Annotated in this window: 16 protein-coding genes; 9 read left to right on the top strand and 7 right to left on the bottom strand. The window is 71.5% G+C overall.

The features are described 5' to 3' along the window. Window positions 1-79 precede the first annotated feature (79 nt). Complete coding sequence (locus tag OG562_RS27510) at window positions 80-3,304, top strand: tetratricopeptide repeat protein (RefSeq protein ID WP_266402375.1); 3,225 nt, start codon at window positions 80-82, stop codon at window positions 3,302-3,304. Between the two features lie 3 nt (window positions 3,305-3,307). On the opposite strand, the gene OG562_RS27505 is transcribed toward OG562_RS27510, so the two are convergent. Both OG562_RS27505 and mca read right to left on the bottom strand, forming a co-directional pair. After that, complete coding sequence (locus tag OG562_RS27505; protein ID WP_266402374.1) at window positions 3,308-3,574, bottom strand: hypothetical protein; 267 nt, start codon at window positions 3,572-3,574, stop codon at window positions 3,308-3,310. After that, a complete protein-coding gene (gene mca / locus OG562_RS27500) occupies window positions 3,567-4,427 on the bottom strand; it encodes a mycothiol conjugate amidase Mca (RefSeq protein WP_266409572.1) in 861 nt (286 codons plus the stop codon). The genes OG562_RS27505 and mca overlap by 8 nt, the downstream gene beginning before the upstream one ends. Window positions 4,428-4,552: 125 nt before the next feature. Between mca and OG562_RS27495 the strand changes: the two genes are divergently transcribed. Next, a complete protein-coding gene (locus OG562_RS27495) occupies window positions 4,553-4,954 on the top strand; it encodes a DUF4307 domain-containing protein (protein ID WP_266402371.1) in 402 nt (133 codons plus the stop codon). A 212-nt stretch (window positions 4,955-5,166) separates the two neighbouring features. Beyond that, on the top strand, window positions 5,167-5,667 hold the full coding sequence (greA, locus tag OG562_RS27490; RefSeq protein ID WP_266402369.1) for a transcription elongation factor GreA: 501 nt from the start codon (window positions 5,167-5,169) through the stop codon (window positions 5,665-5,667). 127 nt (window positions 5,668-5,794) lie between these two features. Here greA and OG562_RS27485 read toward each other — a convergent pair whose 3' ends face one another. From OG562_RS27485 to ilvA, 3 genes are all read right to left on the bottom strand, one after another. Then, entirely contained in the window at window positions 5,795-6,658 is an 864-nt protein-coding gene (locus OG562_RS27485) for an ABC transporter permease (protein ID WP_266402366.1), read from the bottom strand. After that, window positions 6,655-7,728, bottom strand: a complete 1,074-nt coding sequence (locus OG562_RS27480; RefSeq protein WP_266402364.1) for an ATP-binding cassette domain-containing protein — start codon at window positions 7,726-7,728, stop codon at window positions 6,655-6,657. Before OG562_RS27480 ends, OG562_RS27485 begins: the two co-directional genes overlap by 4 nt. Before the next feature lie 182 nt (window positions 7,729-7,910). Continuing rightward, a complete protein-coding gene (gene ilvA / locus OG562_RS27475) occupies window positions 7,911-9,140 on the bottom strand; it encodes a threonine ammonia-lyase (RefSeq protein WP_266402361.1) in 1,230 nt (409 codons plus the stop codon). A gap of 163 nt (window positions 9,141-9,303) precedes the next feature. Between ilvA and OG562_RS27470 the strand changes: the two genes are divergently transcribed. From OG562_RS27470 to OG562_RS27460, 3 genes are all read left to right on the top strand, one after another. Beyond that, the gene (locus OG562_RS27470; protein ID WP_266409570.1) at window positions 9,304-9,810 is read left to right on the top strand and encodes a MarR family winged helix-turn-helix transcriptional regulator; all 507 of its coding nucleotides are present in this window, start codon (window positions 9,304-9,306) and stop codon (window positions 9,808-9,810) included. Window positions 9,811-10,021: 211 nt separating this feature from the next. Next, window positions 10,022-10,567, top strand: coding sequence for a sigma factor-like helix-turn-helix DNA-binding protein (locus tag OG562_RS27465; RefSeq protein WP_266402358.1), 546 nt, complete (start codon window positions 10,022-10,024; stop codon window positions 10,565-10,567). Beyond that, window positions 10,564-10,812, top strand: coding sequence for a hypothetical protein (locus tag OG562_RS27460; protein WP_266402355.1), 249 nt, complete (start codon window positions 10,564-10,566; stop codon window positions 10,810-10,812). The genes OG562_RS27465 and OG562_RS27460 overlap by 4 nt, the downstream gene beginning before the upstream one ends. Before the next feature lie 59 nt (window positions 10,813-10,871). On the opposite strand, the gene OG562_RS27455 is transcribed toward OG562_RS27460, so the two are convergent. Beyond that, entirely contained in the window at window positions 10,872-12,026 is a 1,155-nt protein-coding gene (locus OG562_RS27455; protein ID WP_266402352.1) for a cystathionine gamma-synthase, read from the bottom strand. 112 nt (window positions 12,027-12,138) lie between these two features. Between OG562_RS27455 and OG562_RS27450 the strand changes: the two genes are divergently transcribed. Then, window positions 12,139-13,257: a hypothetical protein gene (locus tag OG562_RS27450; protein ID WP_266402349.1), complete on the top strand. Its 1,119-nt coding sequence runs from the start codon at window positions 12,139-12,141 to the stop codon at window positions 13,255-13,257. Window positions 13,258-13,402: 145 nt separating this feature from the next. After that, window positions 13,403-14,068 (top strand): peptide-methionine (S)-S-oxide reductase MsrA, encoded by a 666-nt coding sequence (msrA, locus tag OG562_RS27445; protein WP_266402347.1) that lies wholly within the window; start codon window positions 13,403-13,405, stop codon window positions 14,066-14,068. A gap of 99 nt (window positions 14,069-14,167) precedes the next feature. Here the strand turns inward: msrA (OG562_RS27445) and msrA (OG562_RS27440) are convergent, their stop codons facing one another. Next, on the bottom strand, window positions 14,168-14,680 hold the full coding sequence (gene msrA, locus OG562_RS27440; RefSeq protein WP_266402345.1) for a peptide-methionine (S)-S-oxide reductase MsrA: 513 nt from the start codon (window positions 14,678-14,680) through the stop codon (window positions 14,168-14,170). A 223-nt stretch (window positions 14,681-14,903) separates the two neighbouring features. On the opposite strand from msrA (OG562_RS27440), the gene OG562_RS27435 reads away from it, so the two are divergent. Continuing rightward, window positions 14,904-15,497: a DUF4291 domain-containing protein gene (locus OG562_RS27435; protein ID WP_266402342.1), complete on the top strand. Its 594-nt coding sequence runs from the start codon at window positions 14,904-14,906 to the stop codon at window positions 15,495-15,497. Window positions 15,498-15,616: the final 119 nt, after the last annotated feature.

Genomic DNA, 15,616 nt, shown 5'->3' with positions numbered 1-15,616 from the left:
CGTTCGCACCCTCGCGCCCGTGCGCCCGCCGCCGCACACTTGACCGAGGACAGCTGTGGCCGCCGGAGGGGGACGGGACATGCGGAACGGTCATCGGGCGGAAGCCGAGGGGCTGTTGGCACGGGCCGTGGAGGAGGAGGTGCGGCGCTCGGGCGGCCGCGCCGACCGGCAGGTGCTGATGACCCGGGCGCGCGGCGAGTGGGAGGCGATGGCGCGGACCGCCGCCGAGGAGTACGAGGCGTACGCGCGCGCCCTGGAGGAGACGGAGGCCGGACGGGTCAGCTTCGGGCAGCGCTACGCGCGCGAGACCGGTGGGCGAACTCCCTTGCTGGTGGCGGGCGTTGCCGCGGTCACGACCGCGGTCGCCGACCTCGCGCTGGGCACGGGCCCGGGCACGGCCATCGGAGCGGGGGTCGCCGTCGGGGTCGTCGGGGCCGCGGCGACCGTGGTGAAGGTGGCCGGGTCGCATCTGCCCGCCGCCCACCACCGGGCCGGCAAGGCCGGCCAGCCCGGCGGCCCCGAGCAGCTGCGGCTGCAGTGGCTGACGGCGCTGGAGGTACGGGGCATCCGGCCGTTCCTGGACCAGCAGCGGATGATCAGCGCGGCGACCGGCCCGACGGCCGGCACCGCGGCCCGCGCGAACAAGCAGGGGCCGCGGCTGCGCGGCGCGGACAAGAGCGCGGCGGCCCGCGGACGGACGGCGCTGGAACAGTCGTACGGCCAACTGCCCGACCCGGACGGTCCGTTCGCCGGACGTCGGGCGGAGCTGGCGCGGATCCGGCAGTGGGTGCAGGCGGCACGGGCCGGCACCGAGACCCGGCCCACGGTCGTCGTGCTCTACGGGGATCCGGGCAGCGGTCGCAGCGCGCTCGCCGTACGGGCCGCGCACGAGCTGCGGGACCAGTTCCGCGGCGCGTGTCTGGTGGATCTGCGCGGCGACAGCGCCCAGGAGACCCCGCTGCCCACCCGGGACGCCCTGCTGCATCTGCTCAACCGGCTCGGCGCGCCCCGCGAACAGCTCCTCTTCCGGGAGCGCTCATCCCCCGACCAGCAGGTCAAACGGCTCGGCGAGCTGTACCAGCAGCACCTCCACGGTCTGCCGGTCACCGTCGTCCTGGACGACGCCTCCGATCCGGAGCAGGTCCGCGCACTCGTCCCCGAACGCTCCGAAAGCCTGGTCCTGGTCACCGCCCGCACCCCGCTGCGCCTCCCCGCCGAGCTGTCCGCCCTGGTGCACGAGCTGCCGGTGCGGCCGCTGGAGGCGGCGGGCGCGGAGGAGCTGCTGGGCGCGGTCGCGCGGGACGCCTCGGGGCCCTACGACGCCGAGTCCGCCGACCGGATCACCCTGCTGTGCGGCGGGCTGCCGCTGGCGCTGCGCGTCGCGGGCTCCTCGCTGGGCCCGCGCTCGCCACGCGCCCTGGCGGCGGACCTCGGGGCGTACGGCCCGGTGGAGCCCGTCGAGCGCGCGCTGTGGCTGCGCTACACCGACCAGCCGGACGTCACCCGCCGGCTGCTGCGCCGGCTCGCGCTGGCCGGCCGGGCCTCGCTCGGCGCGGCGGCCGCCGCCGCCCTGCTGGCCACGGACCGCGCCGAGGCGACCCGCCATCTCGCCGCGCTCGCCGACGCCGGGCTGGTCGACCGGGTCCGCGGCGACCGCTACCGGCTGCACGACCTGGTCCGCGCCTTCGCCCAGGCCCGCCTCCTGGACGAGGAGGAACCGGCCGAGCGCGCGGCGGCCCAGGAACGACTGATCGTCAGCCACGCCGAGCTCGCCGACTCCGTGCTGCGCCTGGTCGACGGGAACATGTCGACCCGCTCGGACCGCTTCACCCCGCACGGCTTCACCTCCCTCGACGAGGCGCTGCGCTGGCTGGACGACGAGTCGAGCTTCATCACGGCGACCCTGCGCCAGGCGGAGGGCGTGAACCAGACGGCCGTGCTCAGTCTGCTCGGCGCGCTGTGCGACTACTGCCTGCTGCGCGGCGACCTCTACCGCCTCGGCGAGATCAGCGAGCTGGCCCAGTCGCTCGGCCAGGACCTGCTGGTGCGGTCCGTGCAGTGGCGCACGGGGATCGCGGCCCGGCAGCTGGGCGAGCTCGACAAGGCCCGCACCACGCTCAGCTCGGTCGTCGACCTCTACCTCCAGGCCCATCACGACGCCGGCGCGGCCCGCGCCCTGTGCTCGCTGGGCATCACCCTGCACCACCAGGGGCAGCTCACGGAGGCGGCGGCGAAGCTGCGGGAGGCGATGGACCTCCAGGCCGCGCCCGAGCTGGCGACGGACCGCGCGTGGACGATGCACGCGCTGGCCGCGGTGGAACGGGACCGGGCCCGCCTCGCCGAGGCCCTGGACCTGCTCACCCGTTCCCTGGTGCTGCACCGCGAGGGCGGTTCCGTGCACGGCGAGGCATGGGCGCACTTCCAGCTGGGCCAGCTGCATCTGCGCCGCGGCGACGTCCCCGCCGCGCAGGACGCCCTGCGCCAGGCCCTCGATCTGTACGGCCGCACCCGCGACGCCCGCGGCGAGGCGTGGGCGCTGACGCAGCTGGCCCGGGCGCGGCTGATCGCCGGCGATCCCTCCCCGGCCGCGGAGAGCCTGCGCCAGGCGGCCGCCCGGCACCGCGACAACGAGGACGCGCGCGGCGAGGCCTGGACGGTGTACTACCTGGGCCTGGCCCTGGAGGAGACCGGCGACCTGGACCGGGCCGTGCGCGAGCTGGAACGCTCCCGCTCGCTCTTCTCCCGGCTGCGTGACGTCTACGGCCTGGCCTGCGCCCGGCACCACTCGGCCCGGGTGACCCGCGACCAGCGCGCCGCCCAGACCGGTTCGCTGCGCAACTCCGGCTTCGCCCGCCAGCTCCTGGTCGACGCCCGCGCCGACTTCCAGCGCATCGGCGTCGCCCACGGCGAGGCCTGGACCTGCCTGGAACTCGCGATCGTCGAGGCGGGCAACGCCCGCACCCAGCAGGCGCTGGCCCTGTGCGACGAGGCAGCGGGCCTGTTCGCCTCCTACGGCGACCGCCGCGGCGACGACTGGGCCCGCTTCCTGCGCTGCACCCTCCTGCCCTACGCCTCCCCGGGCGGGGTGGAGGTCGGCACGGCCGTCGCCCAGGAGGAGCTGACCCAGCTCGGCCGCTCCCCCCACCCCCTGCGCGACGCCGGGCTCACCGCGTACATCCGCGCCTACGAACTGCTGCTGGAGCGCGGCGTACGCCTGGAGTCGGGCTGGCAGGCCTGGCGTCTGGGCATGGTCCCGGGAAGGCGTGCCCGCGAGGTGATGGGGGTCGTGGTGGACCGGGGGTAGGGGTCAGCTCTTCGCCGGGGTGCTCCTGGGCTCCGGCTGTGCCGCCGGACCCTGCGACTCCGCCGGACCCTGCGACTCCTGCGACTCCTTGAAGTCGACCTTGCCCATGTGCTTGCTCATGGACTTCATCAACGCCCACACCGCCAAGGCCATCGCCGCGAAGACGATGAAACCGAGGACGCCGGGAGTGACCTTGTTCTCGTCGACCTCCTTGGCGAGGGGGACGAGATGCGTCATTGCCAGGCTCACGCTTGCGCTCATGTCAGGCATTGTCGCGGATGCCCGCAAAGAGGTCGTCCTCGGGGAGGGAGGTATCCACGCGGGACTTCGCGAGCTCGTACTCCTCCGTGGGCCAGACCTCCTTCTGGATCTCCATCGGGACCCGGAACCAGCCGCCGTCGGGGTCGATCTGCGTGGCGTGGGCGATCAGCGCCTTGTCACGGATCTCGTAGAACTCGGCGCACGGCACATGCGTGGTGAGGGTGCGCTCCTTCTGCCCGAACTCCTCCCAGCGCTTGAGCCACTCCCCGTAGGGGGACTCCAGGCCGCGCTCGAGCAGCGCGTGGTGCAGCGCCTCGGTGCGCGGCCGGTTGAAGCCCTGGTTGTAGTACAGCTTCAGCGGCCGGTACACCGGACCGAACTCGGCCTCGGGGTACTTCTCGGCGTCGTCCGCGCCCTCGAACGCCACCATCGAGATCTTGTGCGTCATGATGTGGTCGGGGTGCGGATAGCCGCCGTTCTCGTCGTAGGTGGTGATCGCCTGGGGACGGAAGGCGCGGATCTGCTTCACCAGCTCGCCGGCCGCCTTGTCGACGTCCTCCAGCGCGAAGCAGCCCTCGGGCAGCGGCGGCAGCGGGTCGCCCTCGGGCAGCCCGGAGTCGACGAAGCCGAGCCACTCCTGCTTGACGCCGAGGATCTCGCGGGCCTCGTCCATCTCCTTCTTGCGCACCTCGTGGATGTGCTCCTCGATGTACTTGTCGCCCTGCAGCTTGGGATTGAGGATGGAGCCGCGCTCCCCTCCCGTGCAGGTCACGACCAGCACGTCCACCCCCTCGGACACGTACTTCGCCATGGTGGCCGCGCCCTTGCTCGACTCGTCGTCGGGGTGCGCGTGAACGGCCATCAGTCGCAGCTGGTCAGTCAAGACTCAATCCTCGGTAAGTCGGCGCCCGGTGTGAACCGGCGCGGTCGCAGGCTCCTATAGTGACCGAATCGGGAGGCGAATAATTCCGCGCCGGGAGGACGACCATGAGTACGGCGAGCACGCGACTGCCCGAGGGCCGCTACGGCCGTTCCTCGGACGCGCGCGCCGACCACAAGCTCAAGATCGCCGCTGCCGTGCTGAGCACGCTGCTGCTCGCCCTGGTGGGCTACTTCGCCTACCACTACGTCGGCCAGAACAAGATCAGCGCCGAGGTGATCGCCTTCGAGGCCACCTCCGACGACGCGGTGCAGGTGCATCTGGAGGTCCGCAAGGACGCGGGCGCGAGCGGCTACTGCACGATCCGCTCGCAGGCCGCCAACGGCGCCGAGGTCGGCCGGGCCGACTTCCGCTTCTCCGGTCCGGACACGCGGATCGACAAGGTCGTCACGCTCCGTACGACGGCCAAGGGCACGACCGGCGAGCTGCTCGGCTGCCACGCCGACTGACCCCGGGGCCCCGCGACGCCGTCCCGGCCGACGACCGCCCCCGTCGTCCTCCTCAATGCATACGCGCTGACCTGCGTTGACGTAATTCTGATGGCTTATGTCCTCCCCCTTCGGCCCGTGAATTGTTAGGCTCGTGGTTTCGCCCATCCACCGAGGAACATGCTTGTGGGTACGGCGATGCTTTGTATTCCCAGTACCGACGAGGAGCACCTGTGACCCAGACCAGCGAGTCCGTCACCTGGCTGACCCAGGAGGCGTACAACAAGCTCAAGGTCGAGCTTGAGTACCTTACTGGTCCTGCGCGCACGGAGATCGCCGCCAAGATCGCGGCCGCGCGCGAGGAGGGCGACCTGCGTGAGAACGGCGGTTACCACGCGGCCAAGGAGGAGCAGGGCAAGCAAGAGCTCCGCGTGCGCCAGCTGACCCAGCTTCTCGAGAACGCCAAGGTCGGCGAGGCCCCGGCCTCCGCGGACGGTGCGGTGGCGCCCGGCATGGTCGTGACGATCGCCTTCGACGGCGACGAGGACGACACGATGACCTTCCTGCTCGCCTCGCGCGAATACGCGAGCACCGACGTCGAGACCTACTCGCCGCAGTCCCCGCTGGGCACCGGCGTGATCGGCCACAAGGTCGGCGAGGACGCGGAGTACGAGCTGCCCAACGGCAAGAAGGCCTCCGTGCGCATCCTCAAGGCCGAGCCCTACCGCGACTGAGCCCCTCCCCCTTCCTTTCGCGGCTTCGGGCTTTCCCGTTCCGCCCGCTTTCCGCTTCGCCTGCTTTCCGCTTCGCCTGTTTTCTCCTGGACGTTGCCCCCGGCGCCCCGTGCCGCCGGGGGCTTCGTCATGCGGTGGCCGAGCGGTACTTGCGCACCGCCAGCGTCCGGAAGACCAGGACGATCAGCACCGAGTAGATCAGCGAGGCCCACACCGGGTGCTGCATGGGCCAGGCGTCGGACTGCGACTGTCCGGGGTTGGCGAACAGCACACGGCACGCCTGGACGGTCGCGCTGAAGGGGTTCCACTCGGCGACATGACGCAGCCAGGGCGTCATGTTCGCGGTGTCGACGAACGCGTTGGATATGAAGGTCACCGGGAAGAGCCAGATCAGTCCGCCGGAGGTGGCCGCCTCGGGGGTGCGGACGGTCAGGCCGATCAGGGCGCCGATCCACGTGAACGCGTACCCGAGCAGGAGCAGCAGACCGAAGGCGGCCAGGACCCGGGCCGCGTTGGTGTCGCCGTTGGAGCCGACGCGCCAGCCGACCAGGAGGGCGACGACGGCCAGGACCAGCAGGGTGAGGGCGGTCTGCACGAGGTCGGCGAGGGTCCGGCCGGTCAGCACCGCGCCGCGCGCCATGGGCAGGGAGCGGAAGCGGTCGATGAGGCCCTTGTGCATGTCGTCGGCGATGCCCGCGCCCGCGCCGGCGGTGGCGAAGGTGACGGTCTGGGCGAAGATCCCCGCCATGAGGAAGTTCTTGTAGTCGGTGGCGCTGGTGCTGCCGCCGATCTGCATCGAACCGCCGAAGACATAGGTGAACAGCACCACGAACATGATGGGCTGTATCAGCCCGAAGATCACCATTTCGGGAATCCTGGACATTCTGATCAGGTTGCGTTTTGCAACGACCAGCGAGTCGCGGACGGACTGCCCGAGGGGGTGGGCGGGGGCGGGGGCGGCGCTGCGTACAGCGTCGGTGGCGGCGCTCATCCGACGGCCTCCTTGCCGTTCTTCCGACTGCCCTTCCGGATGTCCTTCCGACTGCCCTTCGGAGTGTCCTTCGGGCTGTCCTTCTGACTGCTCTTCGGGCCGTTCTCCTGGTCGTTCTCCGCGCTCTTGCCCTCGGCCGCGTGTCCCGTCAGGGAGAGGAAGACGTCGTCGAGGGTGGGGCGGCGCAGACCGATGTCGTCTATCTCTATGCCGCGGGCGTCCAGTTCACGGATGACCTCGGCGAGGAGCTTCGCGCCGCCGGTGACGGGCACGGTGAGTTTGCGGGTGTGCTCCTCGACGGAGGTGTCGCCCTTGCCGAAGCCGGCGAGCACTTCGACGGCCGTGGGGATGTGCTCGCGCTGGTGGACGACGACCTCGACGCGCTCACCGCCCGTGCGGGCCTTGAGCTGGTCGGAGGTGCCGCGGGCGATGACGCGGCCGTGGTCGACGACCGCGATGTCGTGCGCGAGGTGGTCGGCCTCTTCCAGATACTGGGTGGTCAGCAGCAGTGTCGTACCGCCGGAGACGAGCCGTTTGATCACGTCCCACAGGAGTTGGCGGTTGCGCGGGTCGAGGCCGGTGGTCGGCTCGTCCATGAACATCACAGGCGGCGAGACGACCAGCGCCGCGGCCAGGTCGAGGCGACGGCGCATGCCTCCGGAGTACGTCTTCGCGGTGCGGTCGGCGGCATCGGCGAGGCCGAACTCGTCGAGCAGCTCCGCCGCCCGGACCTTCGCCGCGGCAGCCCTCATCTGGTAGAGCTGTCCGACCATCTGGAGGTTCTCCCGGCCGGTCAGATACTCGTCGACCGCGGCGAACTGGCCGGACAGGCCTATCGAACGCCGCACTTCGTTGGGATGCTTGAGCACGTCGAGGCCGGCGACGACCGCGCGACCGCGGTCGGGCCGCAGCAGGGTGGTGAGACAGCGGACCGTGGTGGTCTTGCCCGCGCCGTTGGGCCCGAGCAGGCCCAGGACCGTGCCTTCCGGGACGTCCAGATCGACGCCGTCCAGAGCCTTTACGTCGCCGAAGGCCTTCACCAGGCCTTCGGCGTAGATGGCGCCTGGCATATGAGTCTCCTGAGTCTCCGCGTCTTCGGGGATTCTTCGAAAAGCCTAGATTTGCACCTTTTGATCCGCCCGATGAGGGTGGCGTGAGACACACCATAACGCGATGTATCGCGTCTCACAACAGACTTCCTCGAACGAGTGAACGCCCCCACGGCGAAGGTACCTCCGACGGGCCTCCGACCTCAGACGATGACCGTGTACCCCGCGTCGCGCAGGGCCTGGCCGACCTCGGCGCAGTGCACCGGCCCCTTGGTCTCCAGGTGCAGCTCGACCTCCGCCTCGGTCAGCCCGAGCCGGGGGTCGGTCCGCACATGGCTCACGTCGAGGACGTTGGCGTCGACCGCCGACAGCACTCCCAGCAGCGTGGCGAGGGCGCCCGGGCGGTCCGTCAGCCGCAGCCGAACGGCCAGGTAGCGGCCCTGCGCGGACATGCCGTGCCGCAGCACGCGCTGCAGCAGCACCGGGTCGACGTTGCCCCCGGACAGCACGGCGACGACCGGGCCCTCGAACGCGCCGGGCTCGCTCAGCAGCGCCGCGACCGGACTCGCCCCGGCCGGCTCGACGACCAGCTTGGCCCGCTCCAGGCACAACAGCAGCGCGGCGGACAACTCGTCCTCCGTCACCGTGCGCACCTCGTCCACCAGATCGCGGATGATCCCGAACGGCACCTCGCCGGGCCGGCCGACCTTCATGCCGTCGGCCATCGTCGCCGGGTTCTCGAGCGACACCGGGCGACCGGCCGCCAGCGAGGGCGGGTACGCCGCCGCGCCCGCCGCCTGCACACCGACGATCCGCACGTCCGGCCGCAGCGCCTTCACCGCGACCGCCAGGCCCGCGGCCAGGCCCCCGCCGCCGATCCCGACGACGATCGTGCGCACCTCCGGGCACTGCTCCAGGATCTCCAGGCCGACCGTGCCCTGCCCGGCGATGACGTCGGGGTGGTCGAAGGGGTGGATGAACACCGCGCCCGTCTCGGCCGCGTACTCCTGGGCGGCGGCCAGCGTCTCGTCGACCACCTGACCGTGCAGGCGCACCTCGGCGCCGTACTCGCGGGTCGCGCTGATCTTCGGCAGCGGGGCGCCCTGGGGCATGAACACCGTGGAGCGCACGCCCAGCAGCGACGACGCCAGCGCCACGCCCTGCGCGTGGTTGCCCGCGCTCGCCGCGACGACGCCGGCGGCCCGCTCCTCCGGCAGCAGCCCGGCGATGCGGACGTACGCGCCGCGCAGCTTGAACGATCCCGTCCGCTGCAGGTTCTCGCACTTGAGGTGCACGGGCGCCCCGACGAGCTGGGACAGGTGCCTGCTGCCCTCCATCGCGGTCGCCCGCGCCACGCCCGAGAGCATCTTCTGGGCGCCGCGTACGTCGTCGAGAGTCACGGGTCGCAAGGAGTCAGCCGTGCTGTAGCTCATGACTCCAGCATCGCAGTTCACAGGCGGGAACGACCGCTGTGACCAACCTCCGAGACTGGTTTGCGCAGCGTCGGTACGGCCCGGCTTCCGGCCGCGTACCCTGTCCCCCAACCCAGCACCCCCTTCATGAAGCGAGCCTCCGGCCATGCCCACAACACCTGAAATGTCGATGGACATGACGACAGTCGGTGACACCGGCCTTCTCGACACGCTGCAGCACGAGGTCGCGGTGTTCGCGCGTCGCGCCGAACAGACCCGGCTCGGCGGTGTGGGGCAGGTGCGCAACTCCATGGACCGCGCCGCGTACCTGCTCCTCAACCGCCTCGACAACGAAGGCCCGATGGGCGTCAAGGCGCTCGCCGCGAGCATGGGCATCGACTCCTCGACCGTCACCCGGCAGGTGGCCCCGCTCGTCGACACCGGGCTGGTCAAGCGCACCTCGCACCCCGAGGACGGGCGGGCCGTGGTGCTGCAGCTGTCCCCTCGCGGGCAGTCCCGGCTGGAGGAAGTGCGTTCCTCCCGACGTCAGTTGATGGCCGAGCTGACCGAGGACTGGGAGCCGGCGGAGCGCGAGGCGTTCTGCACGCTCCTCACGCGCTTCAACACCGCGCTGTCCTCCCGGATGGCCCAGGCCGTGCCGGGCGCGGAGTCGTCGCCGTCCGTTTCCTGAGGCCGCGTCCTGAGCCCGCCTTCTGAACGCCGGTTCCCCGGAATCCGGTTCCCCACATCCGGTTCCCTGACGCCGCGCGTGCGCGGGTCTTGACCGAAAGCCCGCACCTGGCCTCATATGAGACCGGGTCCCCGTTCGTCGTACGCAGGTCGGCGCCCGTACATCGCCGGGATCCGTTTCCAGGGGGTCGCCGTCAGGCGGGAGGCTCGGTGTGCGCAAGAGGCATGCGGCCCAGGAAGCCCGCCGGGCCCGGGAGTTCGAGGCGTTCGTCGCGGGAGCCGGCGGACGGCTGCTGCACACCGCCACCCTGCTCACGGCGGAGGCCTCGGACGCCAACCCGCGCGCGCGGCGCCTGCTGACGCTCGCCCTCGCGCACACGTACGCGTGCTGGGACCGGCTGCACGGCGAGGACCCGTACGACCGCGCCCGCGAGTATCTGGCCACCCGCTTCGCGCGCGGGGCCTGGCACCGGTACGGCGGTCTGGCCCCCTACCTGTACCTGCCGCTGCCCTTGCCCCTCGGCCGCGCCCACGCGCGCGTGCGCCCCGTCGGACCGCTGGCCCGGCTCGGCCATCAGGAGCGCCTCATCCTGGTCCTGAGGCTGTACGAAGGGGTCGCCGAGGAGCAGGTGGCGGCCCTGCTCGGGCTGCCGACGGAACGCGTCCGCACGGTCTGCGACCGGGCGACGGCGACCCTGCTGCACCCCCCGCGCGGACCGGCCCCCGCGCGGGTGCGCCCGAAGGCGGCGACGTCGTGAACCGGCCCCAACGGGAGGCCGCGGTACGGCAGCTCATGGACGGGACGGCGCCGCACGTGCCGCCGGACCTGTACGCGGACGTCGTACGCCGGGGCGGTCGCCTTCTGCGCCGCCGGACGTTCGCCCGCCGACTGCTGTGGCTGCTGCTGTTCGCGGCGACCGTGGCCTTCGTCGTCTGGGCGGTGATCGCCCAGCCCTGGGTGGAGCCGCCGTCGCAGACGACTCCACCGCTCACCGGCTGGTAAGCCCGCAAGGGCGGCCCCTGGATCCTCCAGGGGCCGGTCCCAGCCGTCCCGGACCTGTCCTAGCCGAGGGCCTGCTGGAGATCCTCCAGAAGGTCGTCGACGTTCTCGATGCCCACGGAGAGGCGGACGAGGTCCGAGGGGACCTCCAGGGCCGAGCCGGCGACCGACGCGTGCGTCATACGACCGGGGTGCTCGATCAGCGACTCGACGCCGCCCAGGGACTCGCCGAGCGTGAACACCTTGGCGCGGTTGCAGACCTCCACGGCCGCCTCCTCACCGCCCGCCACCTGGAAGGACACCATCCCGCCGAAGGCCCCCATCTGCTTGGCGGCGACCTCGTGACCGGGGTGGTCCGGCAGGCCGGGGTACAGCACCTTCGTCACGCGCGCGTGCCGGGTCAGCATGTCGGCGACCTTGGCGGCGTTCTCGCTGTGCCGGTCCATGCGCACCGCCAGCGTCTTGGCGCCGCGCAGCACCAGCCAGGAGTCGAAGGGCCCGGCGACCGCGCCCATCGCGTTCTGGTGGTACGCCAGTTCCTCGCCCAGTTCCTGGTCGCCGACGACCAGCGCACCGCCGACGACGTCGGAGTGACCGCCCATGTACTTGGTCAGGGAGTGCACCACGGCGTCCGCGCCGAGTGACAGCGGCTGCTGCAGATACGGCGTGGCGAAGGTGTTGTCGACGACGAGCCGGGCGCCCGCGTCATGGGCGACCTGGGCGACGGCGGCGATGTCGGTGATGCCGAGAAGCGGGTTGGAGGGGGTCTCCACCCACACAGCCTTGGTCTTCGGGGTGATCGCGGCCCGTACGGCGGAGGGGTCGCTGGTGTCGGCGACCGACCACTCCACGCCCCAGCGGGCGACGACCTTGGCGAACAGACGGAACGTGCCGCCGTACGCGTCGTTCGGGATGACCACGTGGTCGCCGGGGCTGAGCAGCGTACGCAGCAGGCAGTCCTCGGCCGCCAGTCCGGACGCGAACGCGAGGCCTCGCCGACCGCCCTCGAGGGCGGCGAGGTTCTCCTCCAGGGCGGTCCTGGTCGGGTTGGCGCTGCGGCTGTACTCGTAGCCGCCGCGCAGACCGCCGACGCCGTCCTGCTTGTAGGTCGAGACCTGGTAGATCGGGGGGACGACCGCACCCGTGAGGGGGTCGGCGGTGTTGCCCGCGTGGATCGCCAGAGTCTCGAAGTGCTGACTGATGTGCCTGTCGCTCATGAGCACCGAGCGTAGTCCGCTCGCGGGCCCGGTGCCGGACGGGTCCGGGGAGTTTTCCACAGGAGCGGGGACGGGTTGGCCAATTGTCGGCGTGGTCTGGTTCGCTGGTGACATGGAGATTCTCTGGGTCCTGATGGCGCTGATCATGATCAGCTTCGTGCTGCTCCCGTTCCTGCGGCGCAGGCGCGGCATGATCGAGCAGGTCCCGGCGGGCCACCCGGACGCCGCGGACCCGGCGGACTACGGGTTCGTGCGGACGGAGGAGCTCGACATCCGGATGCCCGGCCCCGACCAGGACCTGTTGGACGTCCTGGACGTGGTGCAGCACACGCAGGACTACCGGGCGGCGCAGCAGCTGCTGGCCGGCACGGAGGCGGAGGGCGAGCTGCGCTGGCAGCGTGTGCAGGCCTTCGCGGGCGCGGCGGCGCTGGAGCTGCAGCAGCGGCCGGGCGGCGTCAGCGAGGCGCCGGGCGGGCAGTGGCTGCGGGTGTGGCGGGCGGAGGCGCCCAAGGACGCGGGCGGTGCGGCGGTGCACGCCGAGTTCCTGGTGCAGCAGGCGTGGCGGACGTCGACGCGGGGCACGGACGACTTCCGGATCATCATGGAGGAGGCGAAGGACGCCTGCGGGCAGGCGGCGCTGCTCTCCCCCGGCGACCCGGTCCCGTACATCGTCGAACTGTCGGTGGCCCGGGGCCTGGAGTACACGCAGCCGGAGTTCGAACAGCTCTGGCTGAAAATCCTGGACCGCGCTCCGGCCCACATGGGGGCGCATCTGGCGGCCCTGCACTACTGGTGCGAGAAGTGGCACGGTTCGCGCGACCTGGCGAACTCCTTCGCGGAGGCGGCCGCGGCGCGGGCCCCCCGGGCGTCCCTGCTGGCGGCCATGCCGCTGTTCGCGGTGTTCGAGCACCTCCCCGAGGTGAACCTGGTCAGCAGCTTCTACCAGAGCGAGGTCGTGACGAAGGCGATCCACGGCGCGCTGTTCGCGGTGCACGCGGCCCGTCCCGACGACCCGATGCTGGCGCACGTCCGCCATCTGCTGGTGTTCTTCCTGGTGCGCGGCGAACGCTGGTCGGAGGCGATGAGCCAGCTGATACACGTCGACGGCCATGTGGGCGCCCTCCCCTGGACCCTCTCCCCGGACCCGGCGGGCGAGTTCGCGGTCTACCGGGCGCTGGCGGTGGCGGGCTACGAGGCGAACGGCGGCAGCCCGGCGACGCTGCTGCACTGACGTCACCGCCCGCGCCGGAGTCGACGCCGAACCGGCCGGAACAGGCGCCGGAGCAGGCGCCGGAATGGGGGGCGGCACGGAGACGTTGTCGCCCGTGCTGTCCCGCGACGACTGCGAAACCTGCGAAGACGAAGGAGCCCGCGTCATGCTGTTCGGCCGTACGCCCGTCCTGCCCACCCCCGAGCAGGCGCTGAAGGGCCGCCCGGAGCCGATCTTCGCCGTCCCCGACCGCCACACGGTCCTCGGCACCCCGCTGCTCGGCCCCTACCCCGAGGGCTACGAGATCGCCGACTTCGGCCTGGGCTGTTTCTGGGGCGCCGAACGCAAGTTCTGGCAGCTCCCGGTGGGCGTGTGGACGACCCTGGTCGGCTACCAGGGCGGCCACACCGAGCACCCCGCCTACGAGGAGGTCTGCTCGGGCCTGACCGGCCACACGGAGGTCGTCCGCGTGGTCTACGACCCCGCCCTGATCTCCTACGAGCGTCTCCTGAAGACCTTCTGGGAGTCCCACAACCCCACCCAGGGCTTCCGCCAGGGCAACGACGTCGGCACCCAGTACCGCTCCGCGATCTACACCCACTCCCCGTCCCAGGCCACCACCGCCGACTCCTCCCGCACCGCCTACCAACAGGTCCTCACCGCCTCGGGCCACGGCACGATCACCACGGAGATCCTCCCGGCGGAGGGCCGCGCCTTCTACCCGGCAGAGGCGTACCACCAGCAGTACCTCGACAAGAACCCGGCGGGCTACTGCGGAATCGGCGGAACGGGCGTGTCCTGCCCGATCGGCGTGGCGAAGGCCGAAGGCTGATGTCAGCGTCCTGCCCCACCGGCGTCGCCACGTCCGTCGGCGGGGTCTCGGCCGGCCTCCGTCTTTCGACGGGTCGCCTCGCGGTCGGCCCTCGGCCGGTCAGCCCTCCGCGCGGGCGGGCAGCCGCCATCCCGGGCGCGGGAAGTGGCAGGTGTAGCCGTCCGGGTATCGCTGCAGGTAGTCCTGGTGCTCGGGCTCGGCCTCCCAGAAGGGGCCGACCGGCTCCACCTCGGTGACGACCTTGCCGGGCCACAGTCCGGAGGCGTCCACGTCCGCGATCGTGTCCTCGGCGATCCGCTTCTGCTCGTCGTCCACGTAGTAGATCGCCGAGCGGTAGCTGAGGCCGATGTCGTTGCCCTGGCGGTTCTTGGTGCTCGGGTCGTGGATCTGGAAGAAGAGCTCCAGGATCGCGCGGAAGTCGGTCTTCGCGGGGTCGAAAAGGATCTCGATGGCCTCCGCGTGCGTGCCGTGGTTGCGGTACGTCGCGTTCGCCACGTCGCCCCCGGTGTATCCGACCCGGGTCGCCGTCACGCCCGGGAGTCGGCGGATCAGCTCCTCCATCCCCCAGAAGCATCCGCCAGCCAGCACGGCCCTCTGCGTCTGCGCTGCCATTACGGCCCCTCCAATATCTGTCAGCTCGCTCACTCGGGCTGCTCGGCTCGCACACCACCGGCATCCCATGCCCACTGTCCTCAACGCGCGAGGGTTCCAGGCGATTCCGTGCCCGTCCAACCCGCTCTGGGGCCGCCGACCACCTGCCACCTGCCACCGGCCACCGCGAGGAGCAGCCGAAAATCAGTGGCCGCCCGCACCGGCCGACCCCACGCTGTACGCCATGGAAGAACCACAACGCGGGATCCGTGCGGCCCACTCGGACTCCACGATCACCGTCTACCAGGCGTACTCCCCGAAAATCGGCCTGCCCGCCGTCCGGGAGGGCCGTTTCCCCGCCGAGTGGAAGCGGGACCGGATGACGTGGATCAAGCCCAGCTTCCTGTGGATGATGTACCGGTGCGGCTGGGCCGCGAAGGAGGGGCAGGAGACCGTCCTCGCTGTCGAGATCAGCCGTGACGGTTTCGAATGGGCGCTAAGCCAGGCGTGTCTGTCGAGCTACGTCCGCGGGGTGCACCCCGACCGAGCCACCTGGCAGCGTCAGTTGAAGCGTGCGCCCGCTCGCGTGCAGTGGGACCCCGAGCGGGACCTGCGCCTTCAGCCCCTGCCGTACAGGTCCTTGCAACTGGGGCTCTCCGGTGAGGCCGTACGACGCTACGCGGACGAGTGGACGGTCGGCATCCGCGACGTGACCCCGCTCGCCCACGAGATCCACGCCCTCGTCAGCGGTGGTGACTTGGACTCCGCCAGCCGGCTGCTGCCCCAGGAACCCCCCTATCCCGCTGGAGACGAACTTCTTGCCCACCTCCTGGGATGACGAGCCGGCTCACCCGACAGCCGAACCGCTGCCGATGCTCCGCGTCGGGCCTGCACGCACCTCTCCTCCTGAGGATCATCGCGGCGCGAACACGGTCAACCGGCCCGAGCCCGCCGCGG

This window comes from Streptomyces sp. NBC_01275 (assembly GCF_026340655.1).
GTDB lineage: Bacteria > Actinomycetota > Actinomycetes > Streptomycetales > Streptomycetaceae > Streptomyces.
Note: the sequence above shows the minus strand (reverse complement) of the source record. Positions and strands in the feature narration are given on the sequence as shown.

What these genes read in the sequence shown, in the direction of transcription:
- OG562_RS27435 (WP_266402342.1), top strand. Translation starts at nt 14,904, where the DNA reads ATGGAAGAACCACAACGCGGGATCCGTGCGGCCCACTCGGACTCCACG.
- msrA (WP_266402345.1), bottom strand. Translation starts at nt 14,680, where the DNA reads ATGGCAGCGCAGACGCAGAGGGCCGTGCTGGCTGGCGGATGCTTCTGG.
- OG562_RS27495 (WP_266402371.1), top strand. Translation starts at nt 4,553, where the DNA reads ATGAGTACGGCGAGCACGCGACTGCCCGAGGGCCGCTACGGCCGTTCC.
- OG562_RS27485 (WP_266402366.1), bottom strand. Translation starts at nt 6,658, where the DNA reads ATGAGCGCCGCCACCGACGCTGTACGCAGCGCCGCCCCCGCCCCCGCC.
- mca (WP_266409572.1), bottom strand. Translation starts at nt 4,427, where the DNA reads ATGGCCGTTCACGCGCACCCCGACGACGAGTCGAGCAAGGGCGCGGCC.
- ilvA (WP_266402361.1), bottom strand. Translation starts at nt 9,140, where the DNA reads ATGAGCTACAGCACGGCTGACTCCTTGCGACCCGTGACTCTCGACGAC.
- OG562_RS27505 (WP_266402374.1), bottom strand. Translation starts at nt 3,574, where the DNA reads ATGCCTGACATGAGCGCAAGCGTGAGCCTGGCAATGACGCATCTCGTC.
- OG562_RS27510 (WP_266402375.1), top strand. Translation starts at nt 80, where the DNA reads ATGCGGAACGGTCATCGGGCGGAAGCCGAGGGGCTGTTGGCACGGGCC.
- OG562_RS27470 (WP_266409570.1), top strand. Translation starts at nt 9,304, where the DNA reads ATGTCGATGGACATGACGACAGTCGGTGACACCGGCCTTCTCGACACG.
- OG562_RS27455 (WP_266402352.1), bottom strand. Translation starts at nt 12,026, where the DNA reads ATGAGCGACAGGCACATCAGTCAGCACTTCGAGACTCTGGCGATCCAC.
- msrA (WP_266402347.1), top strand. Translation starts at nt 13,403, where the DNA reads ATGCTGTTCGGCCGTACGCCCGTCCTGCCCACCCCCGAGCAGGCGCTG.
- OG562_RS27480 (WP_266402364.1), bottom strand. Translation starts at nt 7,728, where the DNA reads ATGCCAGGCGCCATCTACGCCGAAGGCCTGGTGAAGGCCTTCGGCGAC.
- OG562_RS27450 (WP_266402349.1), top strand. Translation starts at nt 12,139, where the DNA reads ATGGAGATTCTCTGGGTCCTGATGGCGCTGATCATGATCAGCTTCGTG.